This window comes from Parasutterella excrementihominis YIT 11859, assembly GCF_000205025.1.
Classification (GTDB): domain Bacteria; phylum Pseudomonadota; class Gammaproteobacteria; order Burkholderiales; family Burkholderiaceae_F; genus Parasutterella; species Parasutterella excrementihominis.
The window spans coordinates 1-18407 of record NZ_GL883684.1 but is presented as its reverse complement, the minus strand read 5'-3'; the positions used below and the strand labels follow the sequence as shown (position 1 = coordinate 18407).

Below are 18407 nucleotides of genomic sequence, written 5' to 3'. Positions count from 1 at the left end.
TTGTCAAACGACAAGTTTAAGTACCCCACAATTTGAACTGACCCCATAAGGTGCAACACTTATTTAAATGAATTGGGGGCTCGATTTAGTCTTTCGATTCTTTTAATTTTAATCAGAGCTGTTATTTTTACAATCATTTCGGGGGTGTCTTTGCCTGGAAGCGTAGCTGGAAGGCAAAGACACCCCAAAAGGCGTTTTTTCAACGACTTTCTGACTGTTAGTCTTGGCCGGCCTCTCTAAACAATTAGATGCCGGCATCAAGATGGACCTTTGTATTGCTCCGGTGACAGGTATCCAAGAGATCTCTGGATTCGTTCGGTGTTATACCATCTTACATAATCAGCGATTATTTCCCGAGCCGTTTCTCGCGTTAAATGAATTCTGTCTCTTGGACTCATTCTCGCTCTTCATATGTCCATAGAAGCTTTCCATGCTTGCATTGTCTAAGCATCTGCCGCTCCGGGAGTAGCTTGGGCGTGTTCCTATGTTCTTCAATGCCTTTATGTAGGTTTCGCTCGTGTAAGTCTCGCCCCTGTCACTGTGGATTACGGAATTCTCGGGAAGCTTGCCGGAATCCGATACCAACTTTTTAAGCGTGTTCAATGCTAATTGAAGTGTTGCTGATGGAGCAGTTTCCCATGCAACGATTTTGTGATTAAACAAGTCTATTACCGTGCTTAAGACGAGCCATCCTTCCACAACCGGAATAAAAGTCATATCAGTAACTAGTTTTTTCATTGGACTCGTGGAGGAGAAGTCCCGATTAAGGATATTTACCAACCTAAATGTCGGATAAAGGTCACATCCGATTTCTACGGACAGACCTTTAACTGATTCTGCGGTTTTTCTTCAAATCCCGGTATTCCCAGCAATGTAAAGAATAACCGGTCACGTTTCGTCTCCCCGCTTCTTTGTGTAACGGTCCCGGCTTCACTTCTTAGACTCGTCAATTCAATGCAGTCGAACCAGTCGATTAAACTTTGCATCGATTGTTTTTTCAGCCATTTGAGCAGGTCGGCGTTCTGATCTTTGTCCTTTTCCACGAGCTTTTTATCGCTGAGGCTCAACTCAAGCTTTTCTTTGAGTTCCTTTATCTTCGCGTGCAGGAAGCACTGATATCCAAGCCCAACAAATTGACAGAACATGCGTCCTTTGAGGATATCTCCGTCCCGGACGCAAGTGCATGTACCGTCCAATCGATTTTTCGTATCTTTAAAGGCTTCTTCAATTTTTTCCCTGAGACGGTACTTTCTCAAAGCCTCGAAGCAGTCTTCGGCTTTGTTAGAGACAAGGGCAAAGTAGCCGTAATCTTTCCTAGCCTGAGCGTAGGCTTCTTCGTTTATCGCAACTTTGAGCTTACCGCCTCTACCGAGCCGGCTGGTATTGAGATACTTTTCTGCCTTCTTCTGTGCTGAATCACAGAGCTCATCCCAAAGACCTTTTTCGATGTCGCTCTTCAAGGACATAAGATCTGTCGCGAGGCGTTTTTCATCCTCTCCAACCCTTTTGCGGTTCAGGTAGAGGTGCAGGTATAACCGCCTTGTTTCACTGAGAGTGTCGCCCTTGGCTGCTTCACCTCTGTTGCGCTGTCTCTGATAAGTAAACTCGGCATCGACGGGAACTGTGATTCCATGGATATTGAAGTCCCAAGGACAGAGGCTAGAAGCTGTTTCCAAGTCGGACTTATTTTTCTGAAGGTGGTGGTTAACCCAAGAAAGATCTGTAGAGGCAGCCGTCAGGAATTTGATGTGTTTGCGCAGCATCTGTCCGATATTGTTCTGGTTGTAATACCTTTTGTCGGTAACGATTTGAGCCTTGGAGATATTTAAGAACGAGAACTGCTTTAGAGCGTTTTCTACGCCGGAGACATCGGCCAAGTTTCCCGGTTCGCGTGCAAAAGCAATGGGCTGATGCGTCGCTAAATCGAACAAGGTAAGAAGCTTAACGGCGTCCAGACCGTCACCGGCCTTGTTAAAACCTTGACGAGTTATGTATCGGGAATAAGAAGAGACGGTTGAAGAGTCAAAGGCAACCGCGTCCTCTTTATGGCAGCGTTTAGCTCTCGCAAGGAAGTAGTTTTGAACGATGTCTTCATTTAATCCGAGATATTCGAACAACTCGTGGTAAACGTCTTTTGAAATCGGACCCAGATAAGGGGTCGGATGGAGGAACTGCCATTTCTGCATTCTCTGCAGTCTGTCACCCTGATTAGCTAACCAAAACTGAGCGATCGTGTCTACCTTTTTAGCGGAGCCCTCGTCCATGCAAGAGAGCAAATCATCTGTAATACCGCTTTGTTCGCCGACCCATCGAAGAAGCGAAGACGATCCAATTCTTGAACGTGTCGAGGGCTGAGGTACCGCATCCTCGGTCTTTTTGCGTTTGGGTCTAGTGGGTACTATTTCTCCGTCGGCTGATCCGGCAGGAATCTTGCCGAGTAGTTTTCGGGAGAGTTCCTTGGTCTTTCTAGTCTCCGAGATGTAAACAGTTTGTCTTTCCCAGACGTAAATATCGCCGTTTTTACGCTTTTGCTTCCAAACAGAGGTGGTAGTTTTTCCGGTTATTGGCTTAGACATGATCAGAAAGCCTTTAAAATATGCTTATAATTATAATACACACATCTTAAAAGTCAAGGAAAAACCTATATTTTTCAATAGGTTTTGAAGAAATATTTAGCTATCTCGCCTCAAGATGTATTTATCGTCCGACTTTTAGGTTCTTTTGTCGGAGCTTTAAATGATTGTCGGAAAGGATATCTGCAAACCTGTCCCGCTCGACATGAAGCTCTTTCGGGAACTGGCGACAGTACATGAACCAAAGCTTCTTTCCGCCAATGTTAGGATCCTTTTGACGGACATCTTCGCAATATTTAACCTAACACCTTTCTCTCGTCCGAAAGCTCCTTCCGTGACTTGTAATAAGCCTGCCTACTAACGCCAAACAATTTACAGAGTGCCGTTACAACACCGTAAGGGCAACCCTGTCTAAGGAGGTCGTCTATTATTTGGCGCCATGTTTTTTTCGTATGGTGATGCCGAACTTCTTTTCCGCGACATTAACCATTGTTTCATAGGCGCAAGCCTTTAACTCAGCTGCACGCAGCTGAGCTTTGAGCTCTTTTATCTGGGCCTCCAATAAAGCGGTCTCACAATTACTATTGCCGGAACTAACTGGTTTCGTTGAATCACCACCGGCTGCAAGATCTTTTGTCTTCGGTTCTGACTTCTGTTTAATACTCTTGTGATTTGGCAAATTGATCCACCTGTAAACTGTCGCCAAAGAAACTTGAACTTGCGCTGCAATTTCTTTTATCGGCATTCCTTGATTGTACAAATCGGCGACAAGTCTTCGTACTTCGACACGTGTAATCAGCGATGCTATTTTTGTTCGATACTGCATCATATGACTCCTTAAGAGTCAACTTTTCCTAGGACAAGACACTGTGTCGATCCTATTTACAAGTATCCTTTTGATTGACATGATTTCACCTTTTTTAAAGACTTTCTTCCTTTGATTCTGCCCTATGTCTAGTAGGGAGCAAAGAGGTTCCATGTCATTAAGAAAACCATAATCACTTTGATTTTTTAATGTAACTGACGCCAATCATCTGTTGAAATTAAGCTTGTTAAGCTACGACAGCCGGCCCCGGAGGATCTGCTGTGCTTGAAAATTTTGTCGGCAAGGGTGGCAATTTATTTAAGTTAAGCAAACCGTAATGGTCAAGAAATATCTTTAACTATTTATTGGATAAGAATTATATTAGTCCAGTGCCATTTAAAGAATCTTGATCCGTAATTCTTCGAACGGCTTTTAAAAGTCGAATTAGAACTCGGAACTTTTATTTAAGCAAATAAATACCCTTTGCAGTTGACATACGGGAACATAAGAACTTTTTCTAGGACGAGGCACCATTAGAGCTGTAACCGTATTGCGTAAGAACTCCTTGTTCAAGCATTCTCCTGACTTCATGAATGCCTTGTGCATTGGGCTCTCTGTGAACGCTAAACTCTTGGCAAACTGACTCGAAAATACGTCAGAATTTCTAATTGAGTACAGCCAGGCACTGTACAAACATATGTTGGAAGAAGGCCTGGTGCTCAAAGGGAAAGAAACCGGCAAACAAAAAAACTTCTTTCTCTTTCTGCAGTGAAAAGCGTGCTGAACAAGACTCGCAGAGCCCGTATCTGCCTAAAAAATTGGCAAAAGGATTTAATATGAATCCTTGGTTGAACCGCATCTTTAAAAGAAAAGTTTAAATTCTTTAATTGTTAAAGAGTCCGATCAGTGAAACTTCATCGATCGGGCATAGCTTACTTCCGCTGGCGCGCTTTAAAATCTAGCGATAAAACGTACATATCTAAAATAAAATATATTAGCAAAGGCCTAAAAATAGACCTTATGGGAGTTATCTTAAAAGGTCAATCAGAATGTGCTTAACTCAAGTGATAACCTGAGAGAGTATTTTTATTTAATTTAATGTTAAACAAGATATCAGAACCAAATTTAATTGATAAATGAATAAAAATAAAAATGTAAAATAAACAAAGAAATGAATTAAACATTGAAAATTTTTCAAGGCCAAGAACGAAAACACTGTTGAGAAAAAAGTAATGAAGTATATAGTACTTCATAGAATTATTGCCAATATAACAAAGTATATCATAAGAATAAGAGAAAACTTTATTGTTTTTCTTAATTTCTTTCCAAATTGAAGTGATAATAATCAAAGAAGAGATTACACCTAAAATTGCCAAAAAGATTCCTAACTTTGAAGTAGAAAAATTTGAAATAAAAAAAAGAGAAATAACACAGAATATTACAGAGAAGGGCAACACAATAATTTTGTTGATATTATTCATCTGAACAAGCCTAGTCCAAAGATCTTTGAATAAGTAGCCGGATATAAAATATAAGTAGTAAAAAGAAATATCAGCAAATGAGACAAAAGATGCTCTAAATTTTGGCGGAATTATTGAATCTATGTAGGGAGAAACACAAATGAATATTACAGCGAAGAATATTAGAATGATTCTCTTTTTTAAAAAATAAGTTAAGAAGTAGAAAACGAATAGAAAATATAGATACCAAACTAAGGGTGCAAATCCCCAAAACTTTGGCATAATATATTCCCAGTAAATTTTGTGAGTAAACGGATTTGGAGCATTGATGAAAAAAAGAATCAGAGACCAGATTATATAAGGGTACAATATACGTGAAATTTTTTTTTCAAAAAAAATTGTTTTTTATCTTGCAGAAATATCCAGATATAAAAAATAGAAGAGCCATTCTTACAGGATAAAGTATAGAAATTAGAAATAAGAATGGCTTAAGCAAAAATAGTTGATTTTGGGTTTGATAATCGTAGAGATGATAGAAGTTAATCCAATGAGAGAGGACTACTAAGAGAATAGCCCCCCCCCCTAAGCACATCAAATTGATCTAATCTTGTCTTCATTTATTTTATTAAAAAATAGATAGAAAATTTAGCTAATTCTAATAATTCTATTAATTTTAAATTTTTTATTGTCTTTTGGTTTAAACACCATTTGTATGAAGTTTTGAATGCCTCCCATAGAAGATTAATATTCTGGTATCTTTTTGCTAGAGAAAACCTGCTCTTGCAGAGTAAAAGCGCAAAGTTCTTCTTCTGAGATAAGGAGGAGGTATAAATCACATAATTATATAAGTAAGCAGGGTAAAAACCAACTATTGGCTTTTTTATTGAAATTAGGTAGTTAAATTCCTCATCTTCACCAGAACAATTTGTGTAAGAAAACTTTGTTTCACCAATAATACTTTTCTTATAAAGCTTGTTACAACTGTAACCGCCGCACTGCAAATTTAAGGCCTTAGCATCGGGAAGTGAAAAGATAGATGATGCAAAAAGGTCATCTGTTTTGTTTGTTGTGAAACTGGATGGAACACAATCAAAAGAAACTTTTCCATTCTGAAAGTAGCGAACTCCTGCGACTGCTATGTCACAACCATTTTCAAGCAAAGAAACAAGATCACTGAAGAAAGATTGATCGATTGTGTCATCCGCGTCAATAAAACTAATATAAGAACCTTTAGAAAGATTTAAGCCTAAATTTCTAGCTGAAGATACTCCGCCATTCTCCTTTCGAATGTATTGAAACCTTTTGTCAATTTTCTGAATGTTTTTACAAATAATCGGTGTTTCATCAAGGGATCCATCATCTATAAGCAAGACTTCAAGATTCTTATAAGATTGATCTTTTATAGAAGTTAGTGTTTTTAAAAGAGTGGAGGAAGAGTTATAAATTGGTACAATGACTGAGATGAGAGACGAGTTCATTTTTTATAATATATCTGTAACCAAGAGTATTAGGTTTTGGTTTTGGCAAGTAGGTAAGTTTATGAAAACAAATAGGGTCTAACTGATCAAGCGGGAAGTTAAGATCATAAAAATATTTCTGCAAAACATGAGGAGAAATGTCTTCAGTGTGTACCCAAGCTATTAATGCTTCTGGTATTTCCTCTATTATTATTTCGAATAAGATTTGAAACATGAAATAATCAGGGGGGTAATCATTTTCCTTCCAATACGTTGTTAAGGAATCATATAGAATCTTCCAAAGCGGATAGTTTTTAGTTGACCATAAGATGCTGTTTAGCAAACGGACTTCATGCAAAGGATTCCAAGAAAAATAGTTATGATTGTAATTAATCCAGTCTTTATAGTTTCTTGGTTTGAGATCTCTATAAAAAGAAAAAAACAGAGGCAACGTAGAAAAGTATTTAAATTTTTTTGTTAATAATACGGTTGCGTCAATCCACAATCCTCCATATTGTTGAAGCAAAGCAACTCTAATAATATCTGAAAAAAAAGTTAGGTTAAACGCATTATCATCGCGGGACAACTTATCAAAGAGGAACCCAGGAAGATCTAAATAATTATGTATATTATGTAGATTCAGGATTACGTGGTTCCAGTCAGGTGCAAATTTCTTAACGGAAGTTATGGATAAATCTACAATGTACGGAACTTCATCATTTCGGTTGTCCCAAAATTGAAAAACCGTCTTGTTTATATTCTGCCCAGCAGGCGCAGAAGTATTAAAATTTGAATCGACATAATTTTTCAAAAGCAATTTTGCTTTTTGCTGTCGATAAATTGTTTTTATGATTTTTTTCTCTATCATTTTATTTGATTGAATTTCTAGATATTAAATTATAGATCCTTCTCCTTAGACTTTTAATAAAATGTTTACGTAGGGATAAGCTACATGCAGGTCCCTCTCCGTTTCTTTCGATAATAAAATTACAATTCTTAACGTCTAAAAAATATGAATTCAATTCATTTGATGGAATCCTTTTTAAGAATTCTTGCATTAAATAGAATAATTTAAATCTTTCTTTTTGGGGAGTGTCATATTCCGCAGCTCTGAGAAAATCTATTAATAATCGTTTTCTTTCTAAAATTGTTAATTGTGGACAATCATCCAAAATCCTTTTCAAAACTTCAATTCTTTGAATAGAGTGCCCCTCTTTTTTTAAAAAAGTATTGCTCATTATGGAATTATTTCGTCTTACATATACATAAAACGGAATATCTGAAAAATATACGCTATCTATATTTTTCATATACAGCCAATACCAGTAATTGTCTTCATATAGTAGGCCCTCTGGAAATGAAAGATTTAATTTCTTAAGAAATTTAGTCTTATATATTTTGCTCCATGCTACAACAGGAACTGAAAATAAATCTATCTGAGATACTTTTTTTAATCCTTTATATTTTAAGGAGAAGTACTCATCATCAAAATTTTTAAAGTTATCAAAAGCTTCATATTTAAGTTTTGGAGGACAAATTACGATGTCCCAATCTTTTTGAAGCTCTGGTGTAATTTTCAAAAGACCATCTGAAAGAATGTAATCATCGGAGTCCAAAAACAATACATAATCTCCGCTTACTTTTTCCAAACCGGCATTTCTAGCCGAAGATAAGCCTCCGTTTTGCTTATTTATAACTGTTAAGTTCTCAAATTTATTTAATTTTAAAAAGTTATCTATTAAATCTGCAGTACTATCCTTACTTCCATCATTAACTAGAATAATTTCAAATTCATTAGAAGATGAAAATGGTAGTAGGGAGTGAAGACATCTTTCAATATAATTTTCTGCGTTGTAAGCGGCTATTATTAAGGAAATCTTCATGCTTATTCCTTGAAATATGATGCACAAACTTTTTCAGGTCTGTCATCCATTTTGATTTTTCCATGTTCCAACCATATGGCCCTAGTGCAACACTTTTCAATTAACCTTCGCGAATGAGAAGCAATGAAAAGGATATTACTTTTCTCTATTAAAGAAGTTAGTCTTTTTTCAGCTTTAGCCTGAAATGATTCATCCCCGACAGAAAGCCATTCGTCCATAAGAAGAATATCAGGTTGGATCATTGTTGAGACAGCGAAGGCTAATCTCATGTGCATACCGGACGAATATGTTCTTACTGGCATATGTACAAAGTCTCCCAACTCTGAAAATTCGATGATGTTATTGAGTTCCTGTGTCACATAGTCTTTGTCAATACCTAATAATGCAGCTCGGAGATAAATATTTTCAATTCCAGTAGCCTCAGTATCGATTCCTAGAGAAATATCAATTAAAGAACCAATTTTGCCTTTTATTATTGCTGAACCAGTGGTAGGGTAATACACTTTTCCAAGAACTCTGAGAAGAGTACTTTTTCCCGCTCCGTTATGGCCAACGAGCCCAATTCGCTCATTGGCGCCAACATGAAACGTAACCCCTTCAAGTGTTTGCACAAACGTCTTACCTTTTACGTCAGTGCCAATCCGTCCACCTGTGGCCATTCCCATCATAGTTTTTTTTAGAGATCTATTTTGTGAATTAAAAATAGGTATGGCCACGCCAACGTCATGGAGATCTACAAATGTCATGTCTACAACCAATAAGGAACATTTTTTCTATATTTATTAAAAACTGCCAAAGTTATTGTCCATCCAAGGAAACAAATTACCAAGGCGCAAAACCAATTAGTAGATGTAGCATAAATATTTAATATAGGGCATCTAACGAGTTGCATGAAATGATAAAAAGGATTTATGTTTAATATGAAACTTCCTGCTCGTTTAATTATCTGTTCAGGCATCCAAATAATAGGGGTCACATAAAAAAACACTTGTAAAAAACTATTTACGATTTGTGTCATATCCCTGAATCTTGCACAAATAATTCCTAGTAACAGAGATATCCATAATAAATTTAATAATAGGAGAAGGAAACCAGGAATAACCAAAACTGCTTCCCAAGAAACGCCACGATGCAGAATTAAAAGAAGTATGGGAATTATAATCAGGTTGTGGAGGAAGATGTAAACATTTCTGATAACCATCCTAAGGACGTGCGTGAAAAGAGGCAATGGGAGTTGTTTAATGATGGCTTCAGCGGAAGGAAAAACTGTCGTGGCTTCAATGATAGTGGAAGATATTAAATTCCATACTATCAATCCTGTTGCAATGAATGGTAAAAAATCATTCATTGGCGTCCTGAACAAGTTGCCAAATATCAGACCGATACAAGCAACCATTACGGCCGTTGAAATTGTTATCCAGAATGGTCCAAGTGACGACCTTCTATATCTTTGTGTAATATCAACCTTGGCTAAATACAGAGGTAGGTTTAAGTTTCGGACGGCCAAAAGCACATCAGAAATGCCCATTTTATTCAAATTCATTTTTTAAAAATTCTTTTCAATCGGAAAACAATACGTTTTGTCAAGTTTAAACGATCTAGTATCAAGTCTACCTGAGCTTTTAAAAACTCTAAATCTTTTTCAAGCTTTGCGTTTTTGATTTCTAAAAAATTCAACTGTGAAGAATTATGCTCCTCTACCAAGGTTCGTAGTTGAAGTAAAATTTCATTGTTGGAAGCAAATGCAGAATTAAATTTGGCTATCTCGTTCTTGAGAGATTTGTCGTACTCTTTATCATATTTCCAAAGAATATGCCTTAGTATATCCTCATGATAAATAGTTACGGGATCGATGGCTTCGTTAAAACCTTTATTGATTAAAATTTGTTTTTTGTCGTTTTTTGCAAAAATCAAAGTATTCTGAAGATACCAAGGTTCGACGAGAGCTCTTCCTTGTATAAGGTTAGGGCGAATTATGTCAAAACATGAAAATCCCTCTTGCCTAAAAAATTTTGTCCAATAACTCAAACGTTGACAATTAATATGATTTTCGCCGTCTTGAAACGGGACGGCTGCAGAAAATAATAAGAGGTCTGAGTAAGTTGAATATCGTTTGGCAACTTTTATTGCTTTTTCTTCTGAGACATGTTCTAAGCATTCTAAACAAATGGCTAGGTCAAATTTTTTTTTGCAACTAGGGAGCTCTTCTTCAAAGTCTAAAATTAAAATTTTATTTCTTGGTATGAGCAATAAATCATCAGGTAACGAGTTGGCATCGAAACCTAGTATTTCCTCAATTCCTTCATCTTCACAAATTTTGAGCCAGGTGCCAATTCCACAACCAAAATCCACCACTGACCTTACGGGGAATAAGTTAAGAATAAATTTGAGTATAAAAGTTGCTGATGTTAATGATCCTTCTTTTTGACACTCATAAAATCTTTTATCGTAACGTTCTGAATTTTTCATAAATAAAATTTAAGAAAATATTTAACTTAAAGAAAAAATAAAGAGAAAAAAATCGGTTTGGGAGATAAAGGCAATTAACTAATAAAAAACGAAGCATATAACTAGAATTGCGCGGGAGGATAAGAGGATAATTTTTAATAGCTGATTTTAAATTAGAAAACGCTGTTTTTAATGCTTTTAGTCGGTTTTCATTGTTTTGCTCCATCGTCAGGTACTTTAAGACACAATGCGATAGGGTAATAAAGAATCCAGTTGCTGTTTCGCTTTTAAAACTAGAAAAAAGGAAGAGTTTCCAACGTGATTCTAGATGATAGAAAGGAAAGTCATCTCTTGAAACGAGGGAACCTTTCCTGATTCTGTAGTAATAAAGAGGATCAGGAACAAATGAAATATTTGTGCTTAGCCTTTCAAGAATTTGAAATAAGATTTCTTCATCTTCTGCACCTTCCGTATGATTTAAAAATAAAAACGGTTTAAGATTGGCCCTGAAGATCTTGTTCCACATGTAGCCGCCGCAAGCTCCTGTTTGTTTTTCCAGAGAAAGGATAATCGAAATCATTTCTTTCCTTGAAAATTCCTTTGAATGAGAAGCACCTTGAAAGGACATTTGATCGGCCAATGGATTCCAAATAATATAATTTGAAAAAGCCATATCGCAATTAGAAGTTAAAACAGATCTGTACAGTTTTTCAACAAATAAGGGAGAGACGGCATCGTCACTGTCCACAAACATTATGAAGTCGCCATGGGCTCTTTGTAATCCAAAGTTTCTTGCGCTACAAAGCCCTCCGTTACTCTTCGTGAACAAAATGAAACGGTTATCTGCTTTGCAAAATGCAGTACATATTTCTTCAGATTCGTCAGTCGAGCCATCGTTAATTAGAAGTACTTCAATGTCAGAGAAAGTTTGGAACTTGAGGGATGTTAAACAAGTTTCGAGGTAACGGGCCGTATTGTATACAGGTACAATAATAGAAATCTTCGCCATTAGCTTTATTTAGTACACGAGACCAAACATTTTACTCTACAATGAATCCCTTTAAGGAACATTTTATGAATTTAGCTTAGTAATAACGAAAAGTTAAAGTTATTTAAGAGAATAGAACGGTTTGAAAGAGATTTTTATATCTTATGAATAATAAGAATATCTTATATTCAATTATCATAGCTTCATGGAATGCTGAAGACACAATCGTAGACGCAGTTTTGAGTGTAACTTGCCAACTAAAAGAGAACTATGAGGTTATAGTCGTTGACGACTGTTCGACAGATAATACTTATCAGAGGTTAAGAATTAGTTTCCAATTTAATCCGAATGTAAAAATATATAAAAACATTAAAAATATGGGGCCATCTGCTTCAAGGAATTTCGGAATACTACGATCTAGAGGCGAATACATTGGTTTTTTGGATGCTGATGACACTTATGCAGATGGGCTTTTTGATATAGTATCTCAAACCATAGCGAAAAATGAACCTGAGGTAATAAAGTTCGGGTTAAAGGAAATATACAATAAATTTGAGAAGTCTGTAAGTTCTTTATCTTTCTTTTCAGATAAAAGGAAAGAAATCTGCCGGAAGTCAATTGAACTTGAAGGATTGCCTTTGTTTGGATACTCTACCAACGGTTTCTACAATGCATCGGTCTTGAAACAAAACCAATTCTTGTTTGATCCTAAACTGCGTTTTGCTGAGGATTTTTTCTTTAATTATGATGTATTTAAAAAGGTAGAAAAATTTGAATTCATAGATTTTTTAGGATATAGCTATAACAAAAAATCTAATAATTCTTTGTCTCAGAAAAAAGTAGAGAATTATGGGTTATTGTACAAAAACAAAATCTCCCTTTTGTGCGACTGGGCAAGAAGAAATGACTGCTTCTCTGAATGTCAAGGGGATTTATTTTTTTTGTTAACAAAAACGATTTATTCGTCTACTGTAAGAGAAATTCAAGAAGGAAGAATATTTAAAACGTATAAAAATATAATGATGTTCTTCGAAACTAAAGAGTTCGAAAGTCTAATTCCTAATTCGCCAATTAAAGGCATAAGAAGGATAGTTTATTTTCCTATTCTCATTAAATCACCAATTCTTATTGTTTTGTTCTCTTTAATAATATCAATTGTTATTAAAATTAATCCAGTTGTATTAAAGGCATTAAATAAGTAAAAAGATTTTTATTCTTCTATTTTCTTATTGATTTTTTATTTATGATGATAAATAAGAGTTTCATTTTTCATTTCCTATAAGACCGTTTGAGATTAATTGATTACGTGTCACCGACAGACCTGCGGTGCGGCTATCACCGCCTACACTCCATTGCACAAGATCAGCTCGGGATTGACCTGAACGGCGGCAAAGAAGCCGTAGTCTTTATTTCTAAAACACGGCGAATCAGCAAGATTATCACTTCAGATAATCGGGGAACCCTGCTTCTGACCAAAACACTTTATCACGGCCGATTCAAAGAATTGTTGATTCGACTCGGAGAGCAGGCAAAATGCGCCTTGACGCTGCCGGAGCTGGAGCGATTTTTAAACGGAGAGAGCATCTATTACAAAGCACTGTCATTCTGGCAAGGCTGTTTAAAGTTAATAACGCCGCATTGATTTTTAAAGAAATTGATACGGCGTTTTATTATGACTATCGCTTTAAATTATATTGAAATTCAAATAAATAGTTTAAATTTAATAGTTAGTAAGCTATGATTTACCTAATATATGACCTGTGGGTTTAATAATAATGAAAGACCTCAATTCACTCTCTAAGGAAGAACTGATCAAGCTGCTCAATCAAAAAGAAGAAGAGATTAAGGCTGCCGAGGTGCGTGCTGAGAAAGAACACGTTATTGCAGAGCAAGCTCAGAAAGTTGCCGAAATCAAAGAGCAGTCACATTTGAAATTTGCGCACGGCGTAATCTTTATGGCTAAAATCTCAAGGAAGTTAATGGAAACTATCTTGCACAAGTCGAAGACTTCCTGAAAAGTGATTTCTCTCAATTAAACCGTGAACGACAAGATTTTTCGAGCGTTCGCACCTGTGAGAACACCGTTCGCGCGCGTGCGAGAATTCATCCTGAGCTATGCCGATGACGAGGAGTCCAGAAAAGCAATTAGAGTCCTCTACGACATGATTGCCCACAGCTTAAAAACGATCGCTGCAGCATCCGGACAGATTGCGGGCTTCTTTGCTCACGGCAATGAGACAATCCGGAGAAACATCCGAGAAAGCTTACGAGAATGCGACCTGTTCTCTTGAAGAGCTAAAGAAAGTCCGCTCCTTTAACAACAACATTAAAGGTGTTGCTAAATTTAGCACTGCCATCTCGAAGGCGGCAGAGGCGCTTAGCTCAACGACAAATTTAACAGTCGAATCTCAGCAAAAGATCTCTTCCATTGTGCGTGCCGCTACGCCGACTGCAGATCAAGTAAAACAAACTCATCGTGGACGCGTCAACAATAACAAGCCGGAAAAGTCCAGGCCGAACTTATCAAGTATCTGGATCAAATGATGCTGGAGGCAAGCAAAGGCCTCGTTACACAGAGAGGCACTACTTGGGTGAAAACAAGGAATGTACCGGCTGCAAAACCATGTGTTTACTACCTGAACGCAAGGGAGGACTTTGCAACTTTCTTAGGCAGCTGCGAAATCCCGCCCTGCACGAATAAGGTTGAAAGAGCCATCCGGGGAGTTACGATCCTTCGTAAAAACAGCCTGCATAAACACTCGGCAAATTATATGGAAGCCATGTGCATGGCTCTGTCCATCGACGCAACCCTGAGGGAAAACGGAATTGAAAAAATACAGCTAGGCACTATTTAAACATATGACAGCTAAGGGGCTCTTTCAGGCATGGAAGGAAACCGGTCAGAGGAAAAACAAATTCTCTATCCGTCCCCCGGAAAAGTTAGATGAGACAGATAAGAAGACCAATAAATATCTTCCGGAAAAACTTGCAGAAGACTTCGATATGCGGCCCAGGCTAGTCTTTATCTTCCAACGGGAAGTTCAAAATAAATAGTCTCAGAAAATAATAGAAACTCCGGTCCTCTTAAGAGGACCGGAGCATTGGGGCTATATCGTAGGTACAATAATTAAAAATAAGCTAAAAGACAGGTACTAGAGGTGTTGATCTTTAGTGAAAAAAACGCCGGCTACCCGAATAAATTGTCTCCACCCATGGAAAAAGTCGGAAGTAAAACAATTTTTCAATCAGAACGCTTGAAAAGTTTGCCGTAGCTCCAGAGTATTCCTGTTGCATTACCTGTAGAACAAATTATTTTTTGCCACTATATTATTAGAAAAGATAATTGTTTGTTTTAATAGTTTCAGTTTATTTTTTTTTAATCTATCTTTTAATAATTTTTAGAAAGAATTTCTCTATGCTCAATAATGGAATAGAAAAGAACAATGAAATTATAAATGTAAATAGTATCGCAAGCGGAATGTTGATAAAGCTAAAGTGTGAAAGATCAATGTGTTTGACAACAAAAGAAAGACAAAGAATATGAATAAGATAAATCCAGTAAGTGTACTGAGCAACCCATCCAAATATGCGGGGATAGTAATTAAGACTAATTAGAGAAACAAAAAGCGAAACACTTTGTATGAAAACCAAGAAGTTATTACTGGAGAAAAAGATCTCTATGGGTCGTCCTTGTTTTATGGATAGAATGTAAGTTCCCAAGGCAATTATGGAACTAGATAAAATGTAAATAAAGAAAGGCACAAACCTCGCTATTCTATGGGAAACTAACTTATACAATATTTGAAGATTGAATCCTTCAAAAGGCTGATCAAGTTGTATCTTGCTTTCAAGGACAACCCTCAACAGACCTCCAAGAATTACATAACCTAACCATCCTTGAAAATAATAGAGATTAAAAACGCTAAAGGGGTTAGTATTAATGTTAAATAAAGATTGAAAACTCGCGTAAAGAATAAAAGTCAAGAACCATATAAATAAGTAGTAGTTGATCAATTTATACTCTTTACATAGAAAAAGTACTTTTACAATTGGGATAAATATATATATACCGATTATTGTGTAAATATACCATAGGTGAAAATCTAGATCACCTTGAACAAAAGCTCTTCTAATAAGTTCGGTAATGGTGTAGTCTTTAAAACAACCATAGATAAAGACTAACATAACGAATGGGAGGAAAATTCGAAGAAATCTTTTTGATATAAATTGAGATAAAGTCTCTTGCTTACCGCAAAGAAGAAAGTACCCCGTAAGCATGAAGAAGAGGGGAACTGCACAACGGGAAAAACTATCTATTATTAATGAAGCCTTCCATCCGCCATTATATTGACTAAAGGGCCATGCAGAGGCGTGTATGGCTATCACCAAAATGGCTGCGACGCATCTCAAGATATCTGGTCCAGGCATTCTTCCGCTTTGTTGTTGCATAAAATTAATTCACACTTATTCAGGGTTCGAAACAGAGGCGATTTTATCTAAACTTTTATCGAGAAAGAAGTACATTCTGTACATTGCCACTTTCTAGTGTTTAAGATTTTGTCCCCAAAATTTTGCTCACCGTGCTCCAATTAGAAGTAATCGTCAAATTAAAATTGGTCAGAATAAGTGTATCTGAGACCTTTTACCTTAAACTTTTCAATCGAATATAACTTGCTATGTGCTGATTTATTAGAAATATTTGGTTGATAGGCGTTAGGAGGATTTTTTTGGAAAGTCGAGAGTCCTAAATAGTTTAGTTATTATTACCAGAATATTACTCTCGCAAATTGACACTATAGCGATAAGAATTGGGAAATGTAATCTCTATTAAAGAAGTTATTTATGAAATATTTATTAGTAGGTGCAGGAATTGCAAATCTTACATTGGGAAAAAGCCTAGCGGAAGGCGCCATCAGTGTTGTCATTATTGACCGAAAAGATCATATCGGAGGAAACTGCTTCGATTATTTCGATGAAAACTCCATCGACATTCATGCCCATGGCACCCACATCTTTCATACTGATGACGCCGAGGTCTGGAGATTCCTTTCTCAGTTTACACACTGGTATCCATACCAGCATAAAGTGAAGGCATTAGTGGACGGCCAACTCGTTCCCGTTCCTTTTAACTTCAATTCAATTGAGCAGCTGTTCCCTAAAGAAATGGCAGAACGGGTGATTACGGCTCTTTTGTCTGAATTTCAATTCAACAAAAAAGTTCCGATCCTCAAACTTCGAGAGAGCAAAAATCCGGATCTTCGGTTCCTGGCCGAATACGTTTACGAAAAAATCTTTCTCCACTACACAGAAAAGCAATGGGACGTTCGGCCGGAAGATTTAGATCCTTTAGTGACGGGTAGGGTTCCGGTTTTCGTCGGGAGGGATAATCGTTACTTCCAAGCAAAGTATCAAGGTATTCCGTTAGAAGGCTATACCCGTATGTTCGAGAAGATGGTTGATCATCCTAATATCGAAGTACGCTTAAATACCGAATTCGATAAAAGCATGTTGGATGAATACGACCACTGTTTCTTCTCTGGCGCTATCGATGAATTCTTCGACTATAAATTTGGTCAGTTACCGTATCGCAGTTTGAGATTTGATTTCTTGACCTTCAATCGGCCTTATTTCCAATCTAACTCCATTGTTAATTATCCTAATAACTACGACTTCACAAGAATCGGAGAATATAAGTACTTTTTAGATACTCAATCTCAGAATACAGTTGTCTCTTATGAGTATCCGGAAGTTTTTGTCTTAGGCAAGAACGAAAGATACTACCCGATCATCAACGAAAAAAATAAGCGCTTATACGAAAAATACTTCGAAGAAGCTAAGAACAATAAGAAAGTTACTTTCTTAGGTAGACTCGGCGACTACAAATACTACGACATGGATCAAGCCGTTGCACGTGCTTTGGAATTGGCAAAAACTTTTTGCAAGACAAACACTAACTAGAAGAAAAATAGGAGAGGGAAGGAAGGACGACTGTACGTTCCTTCTCTCTTAATTTTTATTTCGTTTTGTAGCGCTAAGGGTTTTCTTGTTATCGGTCCCTTTTAAATTCCAACGGAGTGAGCCCAAGTTCTCAATACTCTCTTCTAAGCATCCCTTAATAATTTTATTGAATTCTTTAGAACAGCTCTTCCATTGAAATGCAAGCGTTTAAAAGTTATCGCTCGCCCTAATTGTTGGTGTCATAACGATCAGAAGAATTAAGTTAAATAAGCTATTCGTTCTTATTAAGTCAAGTCCTTAAAAAATCCGTCCTTCAATTTCCAGATGGCTGGCTATGCAGGTTTTGCCGCATACTTTTAATTCCTCCGCTTAAACAGCATCGCTTGATGCACCGATATTCCCTTGGTTCTAAAGAGTTGGTTGGCCACTTACGTATTCAAAAATAATGATTTTCCCCACAGTCAACTGTCAGACTGCAAGTTCAAGTACCCTACACAAAGTACTGCAGATACAAAACAGAGTTTATGAAGAATCTCGAACCTCTCAAGCACCTTGACGTAATCAAGTAATCGAATTTAAAACAAGTATGACAATGAAGTCTTTAATCCTTATACCCTTTATCCGAGACTCTTTTGAGAATTATCAAAAGAGCGCCTGCGGCATCACTCTGGATATCGGGCGGCAAAGAATTAATCAGAAGGAGCTCCTTTCTCTTATTGACTTTGTCAAAGAGAAAAAAATGATCGAATCCTTTAACGAAATGCGTAAAGGAAAGATCGTTAACGCCAGCGAGCATCGCTCTGCTCCCGAGTTTGACAGTGGATTCTAGCTTTAT

At 36.8% G+C, this 18407-nt stretch carries 21 protein-coding genes; 8 read left to right on the top strand and 13 right to left on the bottom strand.

From position 1 onward, the window contains the following. Positions 1 to 257: 257 nt before the first annotated feature. The 3 genes from HMPREF9439_RS13610 to HMPREF9439_RS02240 form a co-directional block, all read right to left on the bottom strand. On the bottom strand, positions 258 to 398 hold the full coding sequence (locus HMPREF9439_RS13610) for an IS3 family transposase (RefSeq protein WP_087941987.1): 141 nt from the start codon (positions 396 to 398) through the stop codon (positions 258 to 260). Further along, on the bottom strand, positions 340 to 738 hold the full coding sequence (locus tag HMPREF9439_RS02245; protein WP_008863543.1) for a DDE-type integrase/transposase/recombinase: 399 nt from the start codon (positions 736 to 738) through the stop codon (positions 340 to 342). The genes HMPREF9439_RS13610 and HMPREF9439_RS02245 overlap by 59 nt, the downstream gene beginning before the upstream one ends. 74 nt (positions 739 to 812) lie before the next feature. Continuing rightward, complete coding sequence (locus tag HMPREF9439_RS02240) at positions 813 to 2576, bottom strand: IS1634 family transposase (RefSeq protein ID WP_008863542.1); 1764 nt, start codon at positions 2574 to 2576, stop codon at positions 813 to 815. A 160-nt stretch (positions 2577 to 2736) separates the two neighbouring features. Here HMPREF9439_RS02240 and HMPREF9439_RS02235 point away from each other — a divergent pair, with 160 nt between their 5' ends. Then, a complete protein-coding gene (locus HMPREF9439_RS02235; RefSeq protein WP_008863541.1) occupies positions 2737 to 2934 on the top strand; it encodes a hypothetical protein in 198 nt (65 codons plus the stop codon). Positions 2935 to 3000: 66 nt separating this feature from the next. Here HMPREF9439_RS02235 and HMPREF9439_RS02230 read toward each other — a convergent pair whose 3' ends face one another. The 9 genes from HMPREF9439_RS02230 to HMPREF9439_RS02190 all read right to left on the bottom strand — a co-directional run bounded on the left by HMPREF9439_RS02230 (position 3001) and on the right by HMPREF9439_RS02190 (position 11635). Beyond that, the gene (locus tag HMPREF9439_RS02230; RefSeq protein WP_008863540.1) at positions 3001 to 3402 is read right to left on the bottom strand and encodes a helix-turn-helix domain-containing protein; all 402 of its coding nucleotides are present in this window, start codon (positions 3400 to 3402) and stop codon (positions 3001 to 3003) included. A gap of 1031 nt (positions 3403 to 4433) precedes the next feature. Next, positions 4434 to 5237 (bottom strand): acyltransferase family protein, encoded by an 804-nt coding sequence (locus tag HMPREF9439_RS13605; RefSeq protein ID WP_087941986.1) that lies wholly within the window; start codon positions 5235 to 5237, stop codon positions 4434 to 4436. Between the two features lie 218 nt (positions 5238 to 5455). After that, positions 5456 to 6316, bottom strand: coding sequence for a glycosyltransferase family 2 protein (locus tag HMPREF9439_RS12865; RefSeq protein WP_008863537.1), 861 nt, complete (start codon positions 6314 to 6316; stop codon positions 5456 to 5458). Next, on the bottom strand, positions 6276 to 7163 hold the full coding sequence (locus tag HMPREF9439_RS02215) for a capsular polysaccharide synthesis protein (RefSeq protein ID WP_008863536.1): 888 nt from the start codon (positions 7161 to 7163) through the stop codon (positions 6276 to 6278). The genes HMPREF9439_RS12865 and HMPREF9439_RS02215 overlap by 41 nt, the downstream gene beginning before the upstream one ends. Position 7164: 1 nt before the next feature. Continuing rightward, on the bottom strand, positions 7165 to 8178 hold the full coding sequence (locus HMPREF9439_RS02210; RefSeq protein ID WP_008863535.1) for a glycosyltransferase family 2 protein: 1014 nt from the start codon (positions 8176 to 8178) through the stop codon (positions 7165 to 7167). A gap of 2 nt (positions 8179 to 8180) precedes the next feature. Beyond that, positions 8181 to 8924, bottom strand: coding sequence for an ABC transporter ATP-binding protein (locus HMPREF9439_RS02205; protein ID WP_008863534.1), 744 nt, complete (start codon positions 8922 to 8924; stop codon positions 8181 to 8183). Positions 8925 to 8926: 2 nt separating this feature from the next. Continuing rightward, positions 8927 to 9721, bottom strand: coding sequence for an ABC transporter permease (locus HMPREF9439_RS02200; protein ID WP_040603361.1), 795 nt, complete (start codon positions 9719 to 9721; stop codon positions 8927 to 8929). Continuing rightward, complete coding sequence (locus HMPREF9439_RS12860; RefSeq protein WP_008863531.1) at positions 9718 to 10647, bottom strand: methyltransferase domain-containing protein; 930 nt, start codon at positions 10645 to 10647, stop codon at positions 9718 to 9720. The genes HMPREF9439_RS02200 and HMPREF9439_RS12860 overlap by 4 nt, the downstream gene beginning before the upstream one ends. Further along, a complete protein-coding gene (locus HMPREF9439_RS02190; protein ID WP_008863530.1) occupies positions 10622 to 11635 on the bottom strand; it encodes a glycosyltransferase family 2 protein in 1014 nt (337 codons plus the stop codon). The genes HMPREF9439_RS12860 and HMPREF9439_RS02190 overlap by 26 nt, the downstream gene beginning before the upstream one ends. A 143-nt stretch (positions 11636 to 11778) precedes the next feature. On the opposite strand from HMPREF9439_RS02190, the gene HMPREF9439_RS02185 reads away from it, so the two are divergent. From HMPREF9439_RS02185 to HMPREF9439_RS02165, 5 genes are all read left to right on the top strand, one after another. Further along, complete coding sequence (locus HMPREF9439_RS02185) at positions 11779 to 12816, top strand: glycosyltransferase family 2 protein (protein WP_008863529.1); 1038 nt, start codon at positions 11779 to 11781, stop codon at positions 12814 to 12816. A gap of 86 nt (positions 12817 to 12902) precedes the next feature. Continuing rightward, the gene (gene tnpB, locus HMPREF9439_RS02180) at positions 12903 to 13256 is read left to right on the top strand and encodes an IS66 family insertion sequence element accessory protein TnpB (protein WP_087941985.1); all 354 of its coding nucleotides are present in this window, start codon (positions 12903 to 12905) and stop codon (positions 13254 to 13256) included. Positions 13257 to 13389: 133 nt separating this feature from the next. Next, the gene (locus tag HMPREF9439_RS02175; RefSeq protein WP_008863527.1) at positions 13390 to 13629 is read left to right on the top strand and encodes a hypothetical protein; all 240 of its coding nucleotides are present in this window, start codon (positions 13390 to 13392) and stop codon (positions 13627 to 13629) included. Between the two features lie 57 nt (positions 13630 to 13686). After that, positions 13687 to 13905, top strand: coding sequence for a hypothetical protein (locus HMPREF9439_RS13175; protein WP_157645802.1), 219 nt, complete (start codon positions 13687 to 13689; stop codon positions 13903 to 13905). A gap of 249 nt (positions 13906 to 14154) precedes the next feature. Further along, the gene (locus HMPREF9439_RS02165) at positions 14155 to 14469 is read left to right on the top strand and encodes an IS66 family transposase (RefSeq protein WP_008863524.1); all 315 of its coding nucleotides are present in this window, start codon (positions 14155 to 14157) and stop codon (positions 14467 to 14469) included. Between the two features lie 526 nt (positions 14470 to 14995). On the opposite strand, the gene HMPREF9439_RS13600 is transcribed toward HMPREF9439_RS02165, so the two are convergent. Then, the gene (locus HMPREF9439_RS13600; protein ID WP_040603359.1) at positions 14996 to 16042 is read right to left on the bottom strand and encodes an acyltransferase; all 1047 of its coding nucleotides are present in this window, start codon (positions 16040 to 16042) and stop codon (positions 14996 to 14998) included. 414 nt (positions 16043 to 16456) lie between these two features. On the opposite strand from HMPREF9439_RS13600, the gene glf reads away from it, so the two are divergent. Together glf and HMPREF9439_RS13035 are read left to right on the top strand one after the other, a co-directional pair. Continuing rightward, a complete protein-coding gene (glf, locus tag HMPREF9439_RS02150; RefSeq protein ID WP_008863521.1) occupies positions 16457 to 17572 on the top strand; it encodes a UDP-galactopyranose mutase in 1116 nt (371 codons plus the stop codon). 592 nt (positions 17573 to 18164) lie between these two features. Further along, positions 18165 to 18401, top strand: coding sequence for a hypothetical protein (locus tag HMPREF9439_RS13035; protein ID WP_244862368.1), 237 nt, complete (start codon positions 18165 to 18167; stop codon positions 18399 to 18401). Positions 18402 to 18407 lie beyond the last annotated feature (6 nt).

Bases quoted from the DNA above. Each gene is read 5' to 3' on its own strand.
- HMPREF9439_RS13610 (WP_087941987.1), bottom strand. From the start codon at position 398: ATGAGTCCAAGAGACAGAATTCATTTAACGCGAGAAACGGCTCGGGAA.
- HMPREF9439_RS02245 (WP_008863543.1), bottom strand. From the start codon at position 738: ATGAAAAAACTAGTTACTGATATGACTTTTATTCCGGTTGTGGAAGGA.
- HMPREF9439_RS02240 (WP_008863542.1), bottom strand. From the start codon at position 2,576: ATGTCTAAGCCAATAACCGGAAAAACTACCACCTCTGTTTGGAAGCAA.
- HMPREF9439_RS02235 (WP_008863541.1), top strand. From the start codon at position 2,737: ATGATTGTCGGAAAGGATATCTGCAAACCTGTCCCGCTCGACATGAAG.
- HMPREF9439_RS02230 (WP_008863540.1), bottom strand. From the start codon at position 3,402: ATGATGCAGTATCGAACAAAAATAGCATCGCTGATTACACGTGTCGAA.
- HMPREF9439_RS12865 (WP_008863537.1), bottom strand. From the start codon at position 6,316: ATGAACTCGTCTCTCATCTCAGTCATTGTACCAATTTATAACTCTTCC.
- HMPREF9439_RS02215 (WP_008863536.1), bottom strand. From the start codon at position 7,163: ATGATAGAGAAAAAAATCATAAAAACAATTTATCGACAGCAAAAAGCA.
- HMPREF9439_RS02210 (WP_008863535.1), bottom strand. From the start codon at position 8,178: ATGAAGATTTCCTTAATAATAGCCGCTTACAACGCAGAAAATTATATT.
- HMPREF9439_RS02205 (WP_008863534.1), bottom strand. From the start codon at position 8,924: ATGACATTTGTAGATCTCCATGACGTTGGCGTGGCCATACCTATTTTT.
- HMPREF9439_RS02200 (WP_040603361.1), bottom strand. From the start codon at position 9,721: ATGAATTTGAATAAAATGGGCATTTCTGATGTGCTTTTGGCCGTCCGA.
- HMPREF9439_RS12860 (WP_008863531.1), bottom strand. From the start codon at position 10,647: ATGAAAAATTCAGAACGTTACGATAAAAGATTTTATGAGTGTCAAAAA.
- HMPREF9439_RS02190 (WP_008863530.1), bottom strand. From the start codon at position 11,635: ATGGCGAAGATTTCTATTATTGTACCTGTATACAATACGGCCCGTTAC.
- HMPREF9439_RS02185 (WP_008863529.1), top strand. From the start codon at position 11,779: ATGAATAATAAGAATATCTTATATTCAATTATCATAGCTTCATGGAAT.
- HMPREF9439_RS02175 (WP_008863527.1), top strand. From the start codon at position 13,390: ATGAAAGACCTCAATTCACTCTCTAAGGAAGAACTGATCAAGCTGCTC.
- HMPREF9439_RS02165 (WP_008863524.1), top strand. From the start codon at position 14,155: ATGATGCTGGAGGCAAGCAAAGGCCTCGTTACACAGAGAGGCACTACT.
- HMPREF9439_RS13600 (WP_040603359.1), bottom strand. From the start codon at position 16,042: ATGCCTGGACCAGATATCTTGAGATGCGTCGCAGCCATTTTGGTGATA.
- glf (WP_008863521.1), top strand. From the start codon at position 16,457: ATGAAATATTTATTAGTAGGTGCAGGAATTGCAAATCTTACATTGGGA.
- HMPREF9439_RS13035 (WP_244862368.1), top strand. From the start codon at position 18,165: ATGAAGTCTTTAATCCTTATACCCTTTATCCGAGACTCTTTTGAGAAT.